Origin of the sequence: Vreelandella sp. F11, assembly GCF_042466685.1 — a bacterium.
Classification (GTDB): Bacteria; Pseudomonadota; Gammaproteobacteria; order Pseudomonadales; family Halomonadaceae; genus Vreelandella.
Genome location: NZ_CP170448.1, coordinates 1,475,264 through 1,491,312, shown reverse-complemented (window position 1 = coordinate 1,491,312; position 16,049 = coordinate 1,475,264). Strand labels below are relative to the sequence as shown.

The window sequence follows — 16,049 nt, the reverse complement described above, 5'->3', positions numbered from 1 at the left end:
CGTATAAAAAAGAAGCCCCGGCCATTCCCTGGCTGGGGCTTTATCAAACCTTCCTTGATTCGTCTTCACAAACATCCTGTTTGTGCTTCCATGAGCGTAAGCCTTCCTAGCTCGATCTTCCCTGTTGCCACTTCCTTATGATGTGCACCCACAGTGAACCTTAAAACACTTTATTTATCTAACCTATGTTATCAAAACGAAAAAAATTATCTTTTTTTACTTAGATTAAATACACTAATTTAACCCACATATATTCGATATATTTATATGGCGCTTATGCTCAGCAGCGCTATACTTTTATAAGTATCGGTAACGATACTGCTCTACACGGACGTTACCACGCCTGAACCATCAACAACCTACTGATAGGAGGTCAGCGTGCGCGACATTATAATTATCAACAAAGTCAACGGACTGGATGTCATCTGTCGTCATTGCGGTAACTCAGAGTCACCCAAAAACCCGTTTTTTAATCGCTTCCGCTTGGAAGGCACCGGCAAGAACAGCGCCACCATACGCTGCCTAAACTGCCAAACGGCAGTTGAAACACCCATGAATGAATTAAGCTCGCTTTATTATCACTATGCTTGTTGAAGGAAGCGTTTTCATGCAGACGACCCTATTATAGAAAGGAGTAGTTGTTTGTAACACAGACTTTCTATCATCACTAGCATGCACCACAAGCATAAAAAAATTAATAAAAGCTTTATAAGAGTTTAATTAAACTGTCATTGATGTCAAAAAAAACCCGGCCAATCCTTGGCCGGGTTTTCATCAGGTCATCCCTGATCTTGCACCACAAACATCCTGTTTGTGCATCCTTGTGCTATACAAGCAATCCTTGCTTGTTCTTCCCTATCGCGAGTTCCTTTCGCTGTGTGCACACAGTGCGCTTTATAGCAGAGCGTTTATCTAACCTGTGATATGTAGCAGAAAATAAATTGTTTTTAAAAGTTTTTTTGGATCTTAAACAGCCTTTTAGCTAGGCAATTTTTTTACAACATTTTTTACAACCACATTTTAGTGGCATCCACCGCACCATCAATACCATGACGATATTTTTGTCAGCGCCCCCCTAGGGGCACATTGCTGCTTCCACCAACGCAGACGCATTTCAACTCACACTTATCCACATACACGGCTTTAACGCCCACCGCGCCGATAAACAGCGCAGCGGAGCTGCTAGCCAAAGCATGTACCAGCTAGCATTAGTACCCCTGCCAGGGTTTCTGACTAGGGGTATACATAGCGGTGAGGGACATAGCACTGAGCCAGCAGGTCGTAGTTAAGGAACATTTCACCAGCCCCAAAATAGAAACGGCGAAGAAAACCTCGCCGTTGTCATCAAACGCGTTAGTCATAGCGGAGCGTTATTTCGAGAGCCACGCCATCAGCGTCTCAGCCGTCAGCGTTGAGGAAGGCGGGTTTTGGCCGGTAATCAGTTGGCCATCCTCACGTACGTAAGGAGTAAAATCATCTGCTTTGCTATAAATCCCACCGCGCTTTTGCAAGGCATCTTCAACCAGGTGCGGCACGATATTGGTCAAGCCAACGGCCTCTTCTTCGCCGTTGGTAAAGCCCGTTACTTGTCGGCCTTTTACTAACGGCTCGCCAGCGCTGTCTTTGGCATTAACCAGGACAATCGGCGCGTGACAAACCGTGGCAACCGGCTTGCCTTGGGCGATAAAGGTTTCGATCAAGCGAATAGAGTCCACATCGTCAACGAGATCCCATAGCGGGCCGTGGCCCCCAGGGTAGAATACCGCATCGAAATCATCGGCCTTCATGTCGCTCAAGCAATGGGTAGCGGCAAGCTCCGCGTTAGCTTTTTCATCTTGCTTAAAGCGGCGCGTTTCATCGGTTTGGCTATCGTCTGCGTCACTTTTAGGATCCAGCGGCGGCTGACCACCCTTGGGTGATGCCAAGATGACTTCAGCACCCGCATCTTTAAAGACATAATAAGGGGCTGCCAGCTCTTCAAGCCAAAAACCGGTTTTATTGCCGGTATCGCCCAACTGATCGTGAGACGTCAATACCACTAAAATACGCTTGCTCATATCTCTCTCCTGGCGGTGGAAATTGAAGCAATTAAAATGCGTTACGGTTAGTTAGTGGGGGTCTGGATGGCGGAATACAAGGAGAAACGACAAGTGAGCATTGAAGCGCGGGATTTTTATCGCTCTGGCCCTGACCATCGTCAGGGGCAAGCCAGCAGTTTTGCTCTGATCCGGCGTCAGTTTGATTTTCGCTCTATTGAGATTGGCCGCTGGGTCACCAACGCTGAGCGTGACCGGGCCGCAGAGCTGTTTCATGATGCACTGTGCGATCTCATGGTGATACTACAGGGAACAGAGGCGTTGATTTCCCTGCGCGGCTCAATCGCGCTGCAGTACGGCAGCGGTGGCCGACCGGGTGTTTCTGCACACTACGACCCCAGCCAACGCAGTTTTGCGCTGGCTAAAAACGCTGGCCCCGGCAGCATCGCTCATGAGTGGTTTCATGCTTTCGATCACTACATCACCAGTAAGTGTTTTCGCGACACACCAGTCGGCATGTTCGCCTCTACCGCCTGGCTCGCCGATGCGGCGCCCATCCCCCTCCCGCTTAATCAATTATTGATGGAGTGCTTCAAGGCTATTCTGCTGCAGCCAACAGGCGATCAGCCCAGCGAGCTGTTCCAGCGCTCGGCGCAAGTGGATAAAAAACTCGGTCAGCTCTACTACAGCAAACCCGAAGAGCTCTGCGCCCGCGCTTTCGAGGCCTTTGTGCAAGATGCAACTATTACCAACCATTTCTTAGTCAAAGGCACCAAGGCCTCTCCTGAAGCGGAAAGAGGTCTTTACCCACGGGGCCCACAACGGGAACAGATCAATACAGCGTTCAGTGACTATTTTAGTGGGCTGGGGAAGGCGTTGGCAGCTAAAGCTTCATCAGAAAGTTGTTTTCGGAACTGATTACCAACAGCCATGTGCGAAAAAGCACAATCGTGACTACGCTATAGCAACGTTCACTACTCAAAGGAAGAGAATATGTCTACTACCACTATCGTCGTTATCGTTGTTGTTATCGTTGCCGTACTCGGTGTCGGCTTCAGCGGCGTATTGCCTTTTTAAACAGCTTCCCTCACTTTTTCCAAGACAATCCCTGAGAGCCAAAAACGAAAAGGCCGTCGAGCTAAGTGCTTGACGGCCTTTTAAATTCTGTGGCGTTTATGCAAGGTCACTCAACTCCACACTCAACGCGGCAGCAAGGCGGGTCAGCACACTCAACGAGCCTCTCTTCTTTCCTGACTCTATTTCAGAAAGGTACCCCTGGCTGATCCCTGCTTTTTCCGCCAGTTCACCTGCGCGCAGGCCACGGTATTCACGGTACACTTTCACGGGTGCCACGCCGTCGAGCAGCGCATCTACAATCGCTTCGGGAAATGACTCTTCCCTACGAGCCATCACCGCGTTGGCAGCGTCGATATCGTCCTGGTCTTCCAACCGCGCAAGCAGTGCGTGGTACTCCTGCTCGGGCAGTACCACCAGCCGCTCGCCAGTGGGCGTTTGAATAATCTGAGGTACGCTCATGTAGCCTCCTGTTCATTGTCGGGTGCGTTATTGATGCTTTACTGATGCTTTATTGATAGATAGCACCACGGGCACCGATGTTAATGATGTCCAACACATCGCCACGCTCGTCGATGATCACCCGCCAATCGCCTACCCGCAGGCGAATATAATCGCTCCCCTTCAACGCCTTCACATTATTGCGTTGGCTTTCAGGGTTCTCCGCGTAGGCCTTGATTTTACCTTGTATGCGCTTCGACTCAGGCCGCGGCATTCGCTGCAGCACCTTTAGCGCACTTTTACGGTAGGTGATCGTCTTCATTATTAGCATTATAGCCAACAGCGAATAAATATCGAATCTTTGTAGCTATAAGCTAAGAAACCCCAAAGAAGGTCAATATCGCCATAGATGAGCAGTGAGGCTAACTCGCCAGTTGGATCCAATAGCTCGCCCTTCTACGAGAACGCTATCCGCGAGCGCTTCTGGAGAACCCACCTGCAATACACCGGCGTTCGCTACCGCGGCCCCACCAGTGCCGGGACACTCTCATCAGCCAACTGCTTTCCCTGGGAGTAGTACCGCTGCACTGGATCTCTAACCACGTTGGCCACGCGACGATCATCATGATCCAACAGCGTTATGGTAAGTGAATTCGCAGCCACGGCTCAGATATTTCCAACGCAATTGAGAAGCAATTAGACCTGGAGCATTCCCGAAGCTAGTCCCTGAGAGCCAAAAACGAAAAAGGCCGTCGAGCTAAGTGCTTGACGGCCTTTAAAATTCTGTGGCGGAGGGGGAGGGATTCGAACCCTCGAAGCCTTGCGGCTTACACACTTTCCAGGCGTGCTCCTTCGACCACTCGGACACCCCTCCGCGTTTTGGCGCTGTTGAAAGGCTGAACCTTTCGCGACAGAACGGCGCATATACTATTGGCTAAGCCTCGAAATAGCAAGCCTTTTCAGGCCTTACAGCTAAGGCGCCGCCAAAACGGCGTAACTACCATTTGCTTCCAAACAGAGTGTTTCACCACAATAGAGCTGCTGGGTTAGCGCTATGCGTCCTTTTCCTCGCTCAGCGAGCGTGTGGGCAAGCTGGGCGGGAGCTTCCGGTACCGATGGGGTGCATACCAAGCGGTAGTCCCTTGTTACCGGCGCAAGAAAGCGCTGAGTGGCCTCAGCCACGACGACATCCCGGTTGATGCCTTGTTCACGCAACCATAACGTTGCCCAGCACCAGCCTTGCAGCGTTGTTTGCGCTGTGAGCGCGCCCCCGAAGCCGGTGCCTTTGTCGTTAAGGTTAGGCTGTAATGATAGCTCCCAAGTGAGTGCATCACCTTGGCGGGATACCTCGTTAATGCCCAGCGATCCCACCATGGGGATGGCGTCACTCAGCCACTGCTGAAAAGCAGCCAAGTCTTCCGGCTGTCCCACCGGCAGCGGCAAACGTGGGTGCGGCACACCAGGTTGACGCAACACTTTCATGACTAATCCCAACGCTCTACAAAATCGGCAACGCTATGCTGCGGCACGGGTTTGTGGCGCCCCGCCAGGGTACCCAGGTAGATAAACGCGACGACTTCATCATCTTCGTCCAAACTTAAGCCTTTGCGCACGACGGGGTCAAAAGCGTACTTGCCGCTGCGCCACATAGCCCCCAATCCTAAGGCGTGGGCCGCCAGCAGAATGCCATGAGCGGCACATCCGGCAGAGATCACCTGCTCCATTTTGGGCACTTTTTCCAGTTCTGGCGTGACTCTGGCGATCACGGCAATAATCATCGGTGCCCGTAGTGGCTTTTTGCGGGCAGAGTTAAGCGTTTCGTCATTGGCACTGGGGTCTTCCTGAAACTCTGCTTCAGCAAATAGTTCGCCCAAGCGCTCACGCCCTTCCCCGCTAAACTCGATAAAGCGCCAGGGCCGCAGCTCTTTATGGTCGGGCGCACGTAAAGCCGCCTGGTAAATAGCGCTGAGCTGCTCTGCGCTGGGCGCGGGCTCCATCAACTTGCCCATTGAGCTGCGTTCGTGCAGAAGCGTGAGTGCGTCCATTAATGACTCCAAGTCCAATCGTGTGTAGCTACTGTAGCGCAGTCATTTACTGCCTTGCTAGACGCAGCGGCGTGGGAGGCGTTAACCCAGGCGTTGCGCGCCAAGGGCTGATATCTAACCCGCCACGACGCACATAGCGCGCCAGCACCAGTAATTGGCTGGGTTTTGCCTGAGCCATAATATCGCTGAAAATGTGCTCAACGCAGTGCTCGTGAAAATCCTGATGCTGACGAAACCCAATGAGGTAACGCAGCAGCCCTTCGCGGTCGATTTTAGGCCCTTTATAACGTACCAGCACGCTGCCCCAGTCTGGCTGGCCAGTAACGGGGCAGTTAGATTTCAGCAGGTGCGAGTAGAGTGTCTCCTCGACAATCTCCTTCCCTGCCGTTAGATGAGCGCTGCTAGGGGTGTAATCGCTTACCGCGATATCTAAATCGTCCAGGCACTCCCCCGGCAGGGGCCGTGCTGAAAGTTCTGGGGAATCCACATCAAACAACTCAACGCTCACCTCGGCACCCGCTGCAGCGGCTAAGTCGTGGGCGAGGGTTTTCATCACGTCCTCACGACTATAGAAACGAGTTTGATTGAAGCTGTTGAGATAGAGTTTCCAGGACTTAGACTCAATCAGGTGGGGTGAGGCGGCTGGCAAACGAAAGCGTGCTACCGCCACAATGGGCTTGCCACGGCTGTTCAACCAGGAGACTTCGAAGGCGTGCCACTCGTCTTCGCCTACAAACGGCAAGTCACCCTCTTCTATCCCCAGAGGTGTGCGATTGGCCGCACGGGGAATCGGATATAACAGCCCTGCGTCATACTGCTCAGGGTAGGCGGAATCACGCCCTAAAGGCGCGTGCTCTAAAGTATCAGGTCGATGTGCCATGGCGTCAAAACTCCCTAATTATTCTCAATCTGGCGGTCATGGGTTTAGCTGCGGATTCCCTTACCGCGCTCCAGCATCGTCAACGCTATACCAAATAGCACGATAATAAAGGCAAAAATAGCAGCGAGCGCCCAACCGACGGGAATATCCGAGACGCCTAGAAAACCGTAGCGGAAGACGTTAACCATGTACAAAATCGGATTGAGCATGGAAACGCCCTGCCAGAAATCAGGCAGCATTGAGATCGAGTAAAACACGCCGCCCAAATACGTCAGCGGGGTAAGGATAAAGGTCGGCACGATGGAGATATCGTCGAACTTATTGGCCAGCAAGGCGTTAATAAAACCACCAATAGAGAACAACGCAGAAGTGAGCACGACAACTAATACTGTGAGTAGTGGGTGCTCCATGGTTAAGCGGGTAAAGAATAGCGAAACCACCGTCACAATTAGCCCCACACCCAAGCCTCGCGCCATACCGCCTAATATAAAGCCGGACAAAATCACCCAATTGGGCATCGGCGACACCATCATCTCTTCAATGGAGCGCTGAAACTTGTTCGAGAAAAAACTCGATGCCACATTGGAGTAACTATTAGTGATCACTGACATCATGATCAGCCCAGGAACAATAAAGTCCATGTAGCTGAAGCCGTCCATATCGCCAATCCGCGAACCAATCAAATTACCGAAAATGATGAAGTACATCGCCATGGTAATGGAGGGCGGCAGCAGCGTTTGCGGCCAAATCCGCGTGAAGCGCTTGATTTCTTTAAGCACTAACGTCCACAGTGCAATCAACGTTTGTGTCATATTCATGCGCGCGCCTCCTTGCTTTTAACGCTGGGGCTCGCTTCGCGCTGATCAATCGCGCCTTGCCCACTACCTTCCACCATCGACACAAACATCTCTTCAAGGCGGTTGGCACGGTTACGCATGGAAACCACTTGAACACCCTGCTCGCTCAACGCGCTGAACACATCATTTAAGCGCTGACCGCGATGCACCATTAACGAAAGTTGTGTAGGTTCGAGCTGGCGCAGTTCAAAGCCTTCAATGTTAGGTACTTCTGAAACGGGCGCAGCCAAATCGATTAGGAATGTCTCGGTATCGAGCTCAGCCAGTAATTCTCGCACGCTGGTATTACGCACGATGTCGCCGTTATTAATAATCGCCACATTACGGCACAGGCTCTCAGCCTCTTCCAGGTAGTGAGTGGTGAGAATAATCGTGGTGCCTTCGTCTTGGTTAATGCGCCGCATGTACTCCCACATACTGCGCCTTAGCTCAATATCCACCCCGGCGGTTGGCTCATCCAGAATCAACAATTTGGGGCGATGCATAAGCGCCCTGGCGATCATCAGGCGGCGCTTCATTCCACCCGAAAGCATCCGCGCGCTGCCGTTGCGTTTTTCCCACAGGCCAAGGTCGGTCAGCAACTGCTTGGCGCGGGGTAAAGCCTCGCGACTGGTCATACCGTAATAACCTGCCTGAGCCAGCACGATATCAAGCACTTTCTCGAACTGATTGAAGTTGAACTCTTGAGGAACGACACCCAACTGGTACTTGGCTTTGGCGAAGTCTTTATCCACATCGATGCCAAAAATGGAGACCTTCCCCGCCGTTTTTTGCACCAGCGAACAGACAACGCCCAAGGTGGTGGATTTACCGGCGCCATTGGGCCCTAAAAGAGCAAAAAAATCGCCCTGCTGGACGTCTAAATCAATACCTTTAAGCGCCTGAAAGCCGTTGCCATACACCTTGGTAAGGCCACGGATCGACAATGCCGGTTCGGCCATAAATATGTCCTGTCAGCAAAAAATAAGAAGCACGGAAAAGTGCATTAGAAGGATGGATATCGGGGCAATCGTATGTTTTTCAAGCTAGCGCGCTATGGATATATAGCCATGTATACATTAAATGACACTTCGCCACGCTTTTAGGGCAGAAGCCCACTGACTAATACTTTAGTATTACCTCCATGCTATGTAGGGATAATCACCGCTTGGCATACAAGGGAATCAAGAAAACACACAAGAGAACTATACACATAATGAACGCCACCACTACTCACCCCCCAATGGCTTTAACCACTCCACGTTCGGCCGCTTCAACCCAAGCCAAGAAAGGCCTAGCCGCCCTACCACTACGCCGTCAGCGCCTGCTTGGCGTTATTGTGCTCTGGCTGATCCTTGCGGTCATGATTGTCGTTAATGCATGGCAAAGTCGTGCCTTGCTGTACACCGAACGCGAGCAACGCATGGTCACCGCCGTGGATATCGCCGTTTCTACCATGGAACACTTTGACATGCTGGCTCAGCAGGGTGATATCACGCTGGGTGAAGCTAAAACCCTCGCTTTTGACACCATTCGCGATGTGCGTTTCGGTGAAGAAGACAATTATCTATTTGCGTTTAGCGGTGACCTTAAAATGCTCGCCCACCCCCGTCGCCCATACGGGGAAGACGTATCCCAGGTTACAGACCCAGAAGGTCAGCTTATTTTTCGCAGCATACTGGATAACACGCGCAGTTCAGGCAGTGGCATTACTGATTACTACTCTAATTTTGCGCGGGGCAACGATGCAATGCCTTTAGTGCGCACTTACTCAGAAGCTTACACCCCCTGGGATGTCTATATCGCCAGCGGGGTTTTTATGGGCGATGTTAGCAGCGCTATTCTGAGCGAGCTGCTTGAAACAGTGATAGTCGGCATTGTGGCGGGCATATTAGTCACCCTTGCTTTCTGGAGCATGGTGTCTTTAATTTTGCGCCGTTTAGGCGGCGAGCCTAGCTATGCTGCGGACGTCGTCGGCCGTATTGCTCAGGGCGACTTATCCGCGCCAGTCACCCTCCACCAAAATGACACCAGTAGCTTGCTGCACGATATTCAAGTAATGCGCGACAAGCTACGCGAAACCATGCAGGAGATTCAGGCCACCAGCAGCGCTGTTGACAATAACGCCGGTGAAATTTCCTTAGGCAACCAGGAGCTTTCTTCACGCACGGAGCAACAAGCAGCTGCGCTGCAACAAACCTCTTCCAGCATGGAAGAAGTGACAGCTACAGTCCGCCAAAATGCCGATAGCGTAGAGCAAGCCAAAGAATTGGTACACGATGCAGGCGAAATATCCCAGTCGGGTCAGCAAGCGATTGGTGAAGCGGTAATTTCCATGCAGGAAATTAACGCAGAAGCAGCCAAAATTGCTGAGATCGTCACACTCATTGACGGCATTGCATTCCAAACCAATATTTTGGCACTTAATGCGTCCGTAGAAGCCGCCCGGGCAGGTGAACATGGGCGTGGCTTTGCCGTTGTCGCAGGCGAAGTGCGCCAGTTGGCTAACCGCTCGGCGAGCGCTGCTCAGGAAATCAAAACGCTAATCGACACCTCGAACGCACAGGTTAGTAATGGCGCTAGACTGGTAGGCACGGCCAAAGAGCGAATGCAGAAAATTGATCAGCAAATCCAGCGTGTCAACGACCTGTTTGCTGATATTACTGCAGCAACCCATGAACAAACCCGCGGCATTGAGCAAATTAACATCGCGATTTCTCAGCTAGATCGAGCAACGCAGGACAATGCGTCCATGGTTCAGCAAACAGCGGATTCTGCGCATGACCTCACCAAGCGCTCACAGTCGCTTAACAACGTCGTCAGCCACTTCACGCTGGATAGCCAAGCAACCTATTAAGCTTGCCCGTTAGCCGCACCACTACGGCGCCCAAGTTAAGCAACTTGGGCGCCGTGTATGACACCTATCGAATATCAAAAGACACGAAAAATCTCGCACAAAAGAGGCGATAAGGACAATCTAAGACAAGAGGTAGTGTGAGTGTTTACATGGAGCGGGAAAGGAGATTCGAACTCCCGACCCTCGCCTTGGCAAGGCGATGCTCTACCACTGAGCTATTCCCGCAACGTAAACAGAACTGCATATAAAACTAGATGGCGTCCCATAGGGGGTTCGAACCCCTGTTACCGCCGTGAAAGGGCGGTGTCCTAGGCCACTAGACGAATGGGACTGTATATCGAAACTGGAGCGGGAAAGGAGATTCGACCGGGCTGGCGTTCCAGCTCCCGACCCTCGCCTACCGTCCCTATACTGCACTGCTAAATCTGGAGCGGGAAAGGAGATTCGAACTCCCGACCCTCGCCTTGGCAAGGCGATGCTCTACCACTGAGCTATTCCCGCTTATAGAACTCTTGCTATGCAACGTTCTGACTATCGGAAGTGGCGTCCCATAGGGGGTTCGAACCCCTGTTACCGCCGTGAAAGGGCGGTGTCCTAGACCACTAGACGAATGGGACGTGTGGAGCGGGAAAGGAGATTCGAACTCCCGACCCTCGCCTTGGCAAGGCGATGCTCTACCACTGAGCTATTCCCGCATTCCGATAACCCTGACGACCTCTTATCCTTAAAGGCGTAGCCTCAAAAATAAGTGGCGTCCCATAGGGGGTTCGAACCCCTGTTACCGCCGTGAAAGGGCGGTGTCCTAGACCACTAGACGAATGGGACGTTTCATTGCCTCGTCGAGGTGGCGCGTATGTTACTCAGACCTCATTGAGCTGTCAAGCACTCTGCCGCCTCTAAGCTAACTGCCCCTCTTTCAATCACCTACACGCGCAGCTTTATATAAAGCCCCCAAAACCGAAAGGGCCAAAAGCAAACAACGTGCACGCTGAAAGTGCTATGCGCACGAATTAGGCGCCATATCGGTGCAAGCGGTTATTTTTCTTGCACTTACCCTCGCATTCCGCAACCTACAAAACCCTTCAAAATCTTTTATTTATAAAAAAATCGATTTTTATGGCACACCCCTTGCTACGTCATTGTGTTCCTTTGCTGCCCCACTTCCCCCTTAACGAGGTGTGATATGTCCTTATCCCGACGTAAGTTTCTGACCACAGCCGCGGTCTCCTCCACGGCTGGCTTGGTATTAGGCGCCCCATCAATTGCCCGTGCGCAGTCTGCCGAGCGTTTTAATTGGCGCATGACCAATGCTTATCCGCCAGGCTCGCCCTTTTATGTGGAAGGCCCTGGCAGCCCCACTGATGTGATCTCCAAAATTAACGCCATGTCCGGCGGACGACTCAACATTCAACACTTCTCATCCGGCGAATTGATCCCTGCCTTTGAAGGTTTCGAAGCTGTTCAGAGCGGTACCATCGAAATGAACGCCGCCAATAGCTACTTCTGGTCAGGCACCACCTTTGCCGCCCAGTACTTCACTACCGTGCCCTTTGGAATGAGCTTTATGGGCCATATGGCGTGGCTTTATCACGGCAGCGGTCTGGAGCTTTGGCACGAAGTTTACGAGCCCTACGGTATGGTGGCCTTCCCGCTAAATAACACCGGTGTGCAAATGACCGGCTGGTTCCGCGAGCCGATCGAGGATATTAGTCAGCTCAACGGGCTGCGCATGCGGGTTCCTGGTTTGGCCGGCCAGGTCTACTCATCACTAGGGGTAGATGCCCGGGTACTGCCGGGTGGCGAAATTTTCCCGGCGCTGGAGCGTGGCGTGATTGATGCAGCCGAGTTTGTGGGCCCCTTCCAAGATCGCCGTATGGGGCTGCATAACGCAGCCAAGTTCTACCACACCACCGGCTGGCATGAGCCCTCCACCACGGGTGAGCTGCTTATCTCGAAAACCCACTGGGACAGTCTGCCAGAAGACCTGCAGATGATTATCAAAACGGCCTGTATGGCCGCCTGCCTAGAGAGTGTGACTTGGTCAGAAGCGGTTAACGGCGAAGCCATGACCGATTTGGTAGAGAACGAAGGCGTTACTGCCAGCATGCTACCCGCGGCGGTTGTCGATGCGCTGCGCGAAGCGACAATGGACACGCTCTCGAGCGAAGCAGACGCCGATCCATTGGTGCGTAAAGTGCACGATAGCTACATGGCATTTAAAGCCAACCACGATCGCTGGGCAGGTGCCAGTGAGCGAGCCTGGCTAAACGACATTATCGGAGTCTGATATGCGCGCCGTGGCACTGTTTGTCCACGGAGTTGAGGCGGTGGTTCGGCTATTTGGCTGGATCGCCGCCTGGACTTGCGTGGTTTTAGTCGGATTAGTCGCTGGTGACGTATTGATGCGCTATGCGTTTAGCGTTGGCGCGGTATGGCTGCAGGAACTGCAGTGGCACCTGATCTCTCCTATCGCTCTTTTTGGCATGTCGTATCTGCTGCTGATGGGTGAGCAAGTCCGCGTGGATGTTTTCTACGAACGCTTCCCCGCGGGTCTCCAGCGAATGATCGAGGTGATCGGCGGGCTATTACTGCTACTCATGGGGCTATATATCGCCTGGCTGACGCTGCCCTGGATCGCTCAGTCGTACGCCCGCGGAGAGGCATCGCCCAACCCCGGCGGCCTGCCCCTCCGCTGGCTACTCAAATCTTTTATTCCGTTTGGTTTTGTCCTTCTCGCGCTGCAAGGGTTGGCACACGCGCTACGTCAGGCGTTTGCCCTGCCCACACGAGGTGAATAACGCATGTCTCCCAATGAATGGCTAGCGATCGGCATGATCGTGGCTTTTTTCGTGTTTCTGCTGATCGGCATCCCGGTGGGCATCAGCATCGCCGCTACCGCCTTTTTCTTCGGCTATATTGGCTTCGGGCCAATGCTATTTAACCTGCTGCCGTCGCGTATCTACGGGGTAGTAACCAACTATACCTTTATGGCGATACCGCTATTTGTATTTATGGGGGTGATGCTGGAGAAATCGAAGTTGGCGGAAGAGTTGATTGACGTGATCGGCCATCTGTTCGGCGGCCTCTCTGGCGGCATGGGCGTGGCAATCATTTTAGTCGGCGTTTTGTTAGGCGCAGCGACGGGCATTGTCGGCGCCACTATTGTTACCCTTGGTCTGCTCACGCTACCGACGCTGCTTCGCCGGGGCTACCCCAAAACGCTTGCCACCGGGATGATTTGCGCGTCCGGCACCTTAGGGCAGATTATTCCGCCCAGCCTGGTGCTGATTCTTCTGGCTGAAATTCTGGGCGAATCAGTCGGTACGATGTTCGCCGCGGCCATGGTGCCTGGGCTGACCCTGGCGGCGGTATATATTATTGCCATTCTGGTGATCGCCAAACTCTACCCCGACCTGATGCCACCGATACCCGCTGAAGAGCGTGCAAACATGGGTCGTCGTCAGTTGATACGTAAGGTAATCACCGTGGTGGGCCCGCCTGTGGGTTTGGTGTTTGCAGTGCTGGGGTCGATTATCGGTGGTATTGCCGCCCCTACCGAGGCCGCTGCCATGGGCGCGCTAGGTGCATTGGTATTTGTCGCTTGTTCGGGGCGGTTAACCTTTGCGCTACTCAAAGAAGTAGCCAAGGCTACGCTGGTGATCTCGGCAATGGTGTTCTTTATTCTGATCAGCGCCCAAGTATTTGGTTTGGCATTTCGCGGCTTGGGCGGCGAGCATTTGGTGGCTCGAATGTTCGACTGGGTGCCCGGTGGCGAGCTCGGCGCGATGCTGTTTATGCTACTGCTGATGTTTGTGCTGGGTTTCTTTCTGGAATGGATTGAAATTAGCTATATTGCCCTACCACTATTTCTGCCGTTCTTTGTCCAGATGGGCGTTGATATGGTGTGGCTGGGTATTTTGGTGGGGCTGGTGCTGCAAACCTCGTTTCTTACCCCTCCCTTTGGCTGGTCACTGTTCTTCCTCAAGGGAGTGGCCCCTAAAGAGGTCACCACCCTCGACATTTACAAAGGTGCCCTGCCATTTATCGGCTTACAGTTTATCGCCGTGGCACTGGTCTTTATCTTCCCCAGTATTGCCACGTGGCTGCCGAACGCGATTGGTTGGTAACCATTTACCCGATAATTTTTATTAATAACAAAGGATACTCGTCATGCTCCACACCCAACGCAGTTACGGCGGCAGTTGTGTCGCCCCTCACCATCTTGCCGCCAGCGCCGGGCGCGATGTGCTTAAACAGGGGGGCAATGCGGTGGAAGCCATGGTCGCTGCGGCCGCCGCCATTGCGGTGGTTTATCCGCACATGAATGCCCTCGGCGGCGATGGCTTCTGGTTGATTCATGAGCCGGGCAAAGCCCCTATTGCCATAGATGCCTGCGGCCCTGCAGCAGGCTTAGCGGATGCAAACTTCTACGCCGGGGAAACGCAAATCCCCGAGCGTGGCCCAAAAGCTGCCCTGACCATGGCCGGCACCATTAGTGGCTGGCATGAGGCGTTAAAGGTGGCATCAGGATGGGGGACTCCCCTGCCTCTCACAACGCTGCTGGCCGATGCCATTCACCATGCCGACACGGGTGTCGCCGTCACGCAAAGCCAGGAAGCCCTCACCGCCAAACACCTTGAGCGTCTATCCCTGAGCCCTGGTTTTACTGAGGCCCTGCTACTTAACGGCCAGGTGCCCCATGAAGGCGAACGGCTACGCCAGCCGCGCCTGGCCGCGACCCTTAAGCGTCTGGCGGATGCGGGCTTGGATGACTTCTACCGCGGCGAACTGGCCACCAGCATGGCGCGGGATTTAGAGGCGGTAGGCAGCCCACTGCGTCTGGCAGACTTCCACGCCTACCGCGCCCAGCAAGTCAAGCCATTGGAAGTAACGCTGCAGGATGCCACGCTGTATAACCTACCCGCACCGACCCAAGGCATGGCATCACTAATGATTTTGGGCATCTACGAACGACTAAAGGCCACCGAGCCAAACGGCTTTGAGCACCTGCACGGGCTGATTGAATCAACCAAGCGCGCCTTTATTCTGCGCGACCAAAACGTCACTGACCCCGGTCGCTTACCTACACCGCTGCAGGGCTTACTTAGCGAAGAGAGCATTGGCCGGGAGGCGGCTCACATCGACCCTCAGCGCGCCCTACCCTGGCCCCACGAGCCTGCACCGGGTGATACCATCTGGATGGGCACTGTGGATAGCGAAGGGCGTTCGGTAAGCTTTATTCAGAGCATCTACTGGGAGTTTGGCAGCGGCGTGGTGTTACCGGAAAGCGGTGTGCTGTGGCAAAACCGCGGTATCAGCTTTTCGCTTAATCCTGACGACCTGCGCGGCTTAGCCCCCGGCCGCAAACCCTTCCACACGTTGAACCCAGCGCTTGCCAGGTTTAACGATGGCCGCACCATGGTCTACGGCACTATGGGCGGTGAAGGCCAGCCGCAAACCCAGGCGGCTGTATTTTCACGCTACGCGCTGCACGGCATGCCGCTCCAGCAGGCGGTCACCGCGCCGCGCTGGCTATTGGGTCGTACCTGGGGCGAAACCAGTACTAACCTAAAACTTGAGAACCGCTTTGATGACGCCTTGGTGACGGCCCTGGCCACAGCAGGTCACGATGTGGAAGTGCTGCCTGAGGCGTTCAGTGACACCATGGGGCATGCAGGCGGGATTGTGCACCATCCCGATGGGTTAATAGAGAGCGCCCACGACCCGCGCAGTAACGGCGGCGCAGCTAGCGTGTAACATTTCTCCTCGCCGTTTTCAGCCGGCTGAACTTGTTAAGGCGGCTGGCTGTCACTCCGGTGAGTGTTAAGCTAGTCTGCTTACTATAGCCTCTGAAGAGTGGCAAACCAGAGGGAGAGGAGA

The 16,049-nt window shown here is 53.4% G+C and carries 15 protein-coding genes, 7 tRNA genes and 1 pseudogene; 7 read left to right on the top strand and 16 right to left on the bottom strand.

All coding sequences use genetic code 11. The features are described from left to right. Positions 1-982 precede the first annotated feature (982 nt). A pseudogene (locus ACFIOZ_RS06765) lies at positions 983-1,296 on the bottom strand (glutaredoxin); the annotation flags it as partial. A gap of 74 nt (positions 1,297-1,370) precedes the next feature. After that, positions 1,371-2,057: a type 1 glutamine amidotransferase domain-containing protein gene (locus ACFIOZ_RS06760; RefSeq protein ID WP_386082917.1), complete on the bottom strand. Its 687-nt coding sequence runs from the start codon at positions 2,055-2,057 to the stop codon at positions 1,371-1,373. Positions 2,058-2,150: 93 nt separating this feature from the next. On the opposite strand from ACFIOZ_RS06760, the gene ACFIOZ_RS06755 reads away from it, so the two are divergent. Continuing rightward, a complete protein-coding gene (locus tag ACFIOZ_RS06755; RefSeq protein WP_386082916.1) occupies positions 2,151-2,954 on the top strand; it encodes a CLCA_X family protein in 804 nt (267 codons plus the stop codon). Between the two features lie 255 nt (positions 2,955-3,209). Here ACFIOZ_RS06755 and ACFIOZ_RS06750 read toward each other — a convergent pair whose 3' ends face one another. Together ACFIOZ_RS06750 and ACFIOZ_RS06745 are read right to left on the bottom strand one after the other, a co-directional pair. Continuing rightward, positions 3,210-3,572 (bottom strand): helix-turn-helix domain-containing protein, encoded by a 363-nt coding sequence (locus tag ACFIOZ_RS06750; RefSeq protein WP_386082915.1) that lies wholly within the window; start codon positions 3,570-3,572, stop codon positions 3,210-3,212. A 49-nt stretch (positions 3,573-3,621) separates the two neighbouring features. Continuing rightward, a complete protein-coding gene (locus ACFIOZ_RS06745) occupies positions 3,622-3,873 on the bottom strand; it encodes a type II toxin-antitoxin system RelE family toxin (RefSeq protein WP_386082914.1) in 252 nt (83 codons plus the stop codon). An 87-nt stretch (positions 3,874-3,960) separates the two neighbouring features. On the opposite strand from ACFIOZ_RS06745, the gene ACFIOZ_RS06740 reads away from it, so the two are divergent. Continuing rightward, the gene (locus ACFIOZ_RS06740; RefSeq protein ID WP_386082913.1) at positions 3,961-4,128 is read left to right on the top strand and encodes a hypothetical protein; all 168 of its coding nucleotides are present in this window, start codon (positions 3,961-3,963) and stop codon (positions 4,126-4,128) included. A gap of 209 nt (positions 4,129-4,337) precedes the next feature. Here the strand turns inward: ACFIOZ_RS06740 and ACFIOZ_RS06735 are convergent. From ACFIOZ_RS06735 to ACFIOZ_RS06710, 6 genes are all read right to left on the bottom strand, one after another. Further along, positions 4,338-4,425: transfer RNA gene (locus ACFIOZ_RS06735), tRNA-Ser, on the bottom strand. A gap of 98 nt (positions 4,426-4,523) precedes the next feature. Beyond that, positions 4,524-5,033, bottom strand: a complete 510-nt coding sequence (locus tag ACFIOZ_RS06730; RefSeq protein WP_386082912.1) for a YiiD C-terminal domain-containing protein — start codon at positions 5,031-5,033, stop codon at positions 4,524-4,526. Between the two features lie 2 nt (positions 5,034-5,035). Continuing rightward, positions 5,036-5,596, bottom strand: coding sequence for a nitroreductase family protein (locus ACFIOZ_RS06725; protein ID WP_386082911.1), 561 nt, complete (start codon positions 5,594-5,596; stop codon positions 5,036-5,038). 46 nt (positions 5,597-5,642) lie between these two features. Then, positions 5,643-6,476, bottom strand: coding sequence for an NADPH-dependent 7-cyano-7-deazaguanine reductase QueF (gene queF / locus ACFIOZ_RS06720; RefSeq protein WP_386082910.1), 834 nt, complete (start codon positions 6,474-6,476; stop codon positions 5,643-5,645). Between the two features lie 44 nt (positions 6,477-6,520). After that, positions 6,521-7,294 carry an ABC transporter permease gene (locus ACFIOZ_RS06715; RefSeq protein ID WP_386082909.1) on the bottom strand — a complete coding sequence of 258 codons (774 nt, stop codon included), beginning with the start codon at positions 7,292-7,294 and terminating at the stop codon, positions 6,521-6,523. Then, the gene (locus ACFIOZ_RS06710) at positions 7,291-8,274 is read right to left on the bottom strand and encodes an ABC transporter ATP-binding protein (RefSeq protein ID WP_386082908.1); all 984 of its coding nucleotides are present in this window, start codon (positions 8,272-8,274) and stop codon (positions 7,291-7,293) included. Before ACFIOZ_RS06710 ends, ACFIOZ_RS06715 begins: the two co-directional genes overlap by 4 nt. A gap of 254 nt (positions 8,275-8,528) precedes the next feature. Here ACFIOZ_RS06710 and ACFIOZ_RS06705 point away from each other — a divergent pair, with 254 nt between their 5' ends. Beyond that, complete coding sequence (locus ACFIOZ_RS06705; RefSeq protein WP_386082907.1) at positions 8,529-10,169, top strand: methyl-accepting chemotaxis protein; 1,641 nt, start codon at positions 8,529-8,531, stop codon at positions 10,167-10,169. Positions 10,170-10,319: 150 nt separating this feature from the next. On the opposite strand, the gene ACFIOZ_RS06700 is transcribed toward ACFIOZ_RS06705, so the two are convergent. The 6 genes from ACFIOZ_RS06700 to ACFIOZ_RS06675 all read right to left on the bottom strand — a co-directional run bounded on the left by ACFIOZ_RS06700 (position 10,320) and on the right by ACFIOZ_RS06675 (position 10,994). Beyond that, a tRNA-Gly gene (locus tag ACFIOZ_RS06700) sits at positions 10,320-10,394 on the bottom strand. Positions 10,395-10,424: 30 nt separating this feature from the next. Next, positions 10,425-10,500 (bottom strand) — tRNA-Glu (locus ACFIOZ_RS06695). 95 nt (positions 10,501-10,595) lie between these two features. After that, positions 10,596-10,670 (bottom strand) — tRNA-Gly (locus ACFIOZ_RS06690). A 40-nt stretch (positions 10,671-10,710) separates the two neighbouring features. Next, positions 10,711-10,786 (bottom strand) — tRNA-Glu (locus ACFIOZ_RS06685). Positions 10,787-10,789: 3 nt separating this feature from the next. After that, positions 10,790-10,864: transfer RNA gene (locus ACFIOZ_RS06680), tRNA-Gly, on the bottom strand. Positions 10,865-10,918: 54 nt separating this feature from the next. Next, positions 10,919-10,994: transfer RNA gene (locus ACFIOZ_RS06675), tRNA-Glu, on the bottom strand. Between the two features lie 358 nt (positions 10,995-11,352). On the opposite strand from ACFIOZ_RS06675, the gene ACFIOZ_RS06670 reads away from it, so the two are divergent. From ACFIOZ_RS06670 to ACFIOZ_RS06655, 4 genes are read left to right on the top strand one after another with little or no spacing between them, the layout of a single operon-like run. Continuing rightward, complete coding sequence (locus ACFIOZ_RS06670; RefSeq protein WP_386082906.1) at positions 11,353-12,456, top strand: TRAP transporter substrate-binding protein; 1,104 nt, start codon at positions 11,353-11,355, stop codon at positions 12,454-12,456. Between the two features lies 1 nt (position 12,457). Continuing rightward, positions 12,458-12,967: a TRAP transporter small permease subunit gene (locus ACFIOZ_RS06665; protein WP_386082905.1), complete on the top strand. Its 510-nt coding sequence runs from the start codon at positions 12,458-12,460 to the stop codon at positions 12,965-12,967. A gap of 3 nt (positions 12,968-12,970) precedes the next feature. Further along, the gene (locus tag ACFIOZ_RS06660) at positions 12,971-14,296 is read left to right on the top strand and encodes a TRAP transporter large permease (RefSeq protein ID WP_386082903.1); all 1,326 of its coding nucleotides are present in this window, start codon (positions 12,971-12,973) and stop codon (positions 14,294-14,296) included. 43 nt (positions 14,297-14,339) lie between these two features. After that, the gene (locus ACFIOZ_RS06655) at positions 14,340-15,926 is read left to right on the top strand and encodes a gamma-glutamyltransferase family protein (protein WP_386082902.1); all 1,587 of its coding nucleotides are present in this window, start codon (positions 14,340-14,342) and stop codon (positions 15,924-15,926) included. Positions 15,927-16,049: the final 123 nt, after the last annotated feature.

Coding starts and splice junctions, on each gene's coding strand:
- ACFIOZ_RS06710 (WP_386082908.1), bottom strand. CDS start 8,274: ATGGCCGAACCGGCATTGTCGATCCGTGGCCTTACCAAGGTGTATGGC.
- ACFIOZ_RS06665 (WP_386082905.1), top strand. CDS start 12,458: ATGCGCGCCGTGGCACTGTTTGTCCACGGAGTTGAGGCGGTGGTTCGG.
- ACFIOZ_RS06730 (WP_386082912.1), bottom strand. CDS start 5,033: ATGAAAGTGTTGCGTCAACCTGGTGTGCCGCACCCACGTTTGCCGCTG.
- ACFIOZ_RS06660 (WP_386082903.1), top strand. CDS start 12,971: ATGTCTCCCAATGAATGGCTAGCGATCGGCATGATCGTGGCTTTTTTC.
- ACFIOZ_RS06760 (WP_386082917.1), bottom strand. CDS start 2,057: ATGAGCAAGCGTATTTTAGTGGTATTGACGTCTCACGATCAGTTGGGC.
- ACFIOZ_RS06655 (WP_386082902.1), top strand. CDS start 14,340: ATGCTCCACACCCAACGCAGTTACGGCGGCAGTTGTGTCGCCCCTCAC.
- ACFIOZ_RS06725 (WP_386082911.1), bottom strand. CDS start 5,596: ATGGACGCACTCACGCTTCTGCACGAACGCAGCTCAATGGGCAAGTTG.
- queF (WP_386082910.1), bottom strand. CDS start 6,476: ATGGCACATCGACCTGATACTTTAGAGCACGCGCCTTTAGGGCGTGAT.
- ACFIOZ_RS06750 (WP_386082915.1), bottom strand. CDS start 3,572: ATGAGCGTACCTCAGATTATTCAAACGCCCACTGGCGAGCGGCTGGTG.
- ACFIOZ_RS06745 (WP_386082914.1), bottom strand. CDS start 3,873: ATGAAGACGATCACCTACCGTAAAAGTGCGCTAAAGGTGCTGCAGCGA.
- ACFIOZ_RS06740 (WP_386082913.1), top strand. CDS start 3,961: ATGAGCAGTGAGGCTAACTCGCCAGTTGGATCCAATAGCTCGCCCTTC.
- ACFIOZ_RS06705 (WP_386082907.1), top strand. CDS start 8,529: ATGAACGCCACCACTACTCACCCCCCAATGGCTTTAACCACTCCACGT.
- ACFIOZ_RS06715 (WP_386082909.1), bottom strand. CDS start 7,294: ATGAATATGACACAAACGTTGATTGCACTGTGGACGTTAGTGCTTAAA.
- ACFIOZ_RS06670 (WP_386082906.1), top strand. CDS start 11,353: ATGTCCTTATCCCGACGTAAGTTTCTGACCACAGCCGCGGTCTCCTCC.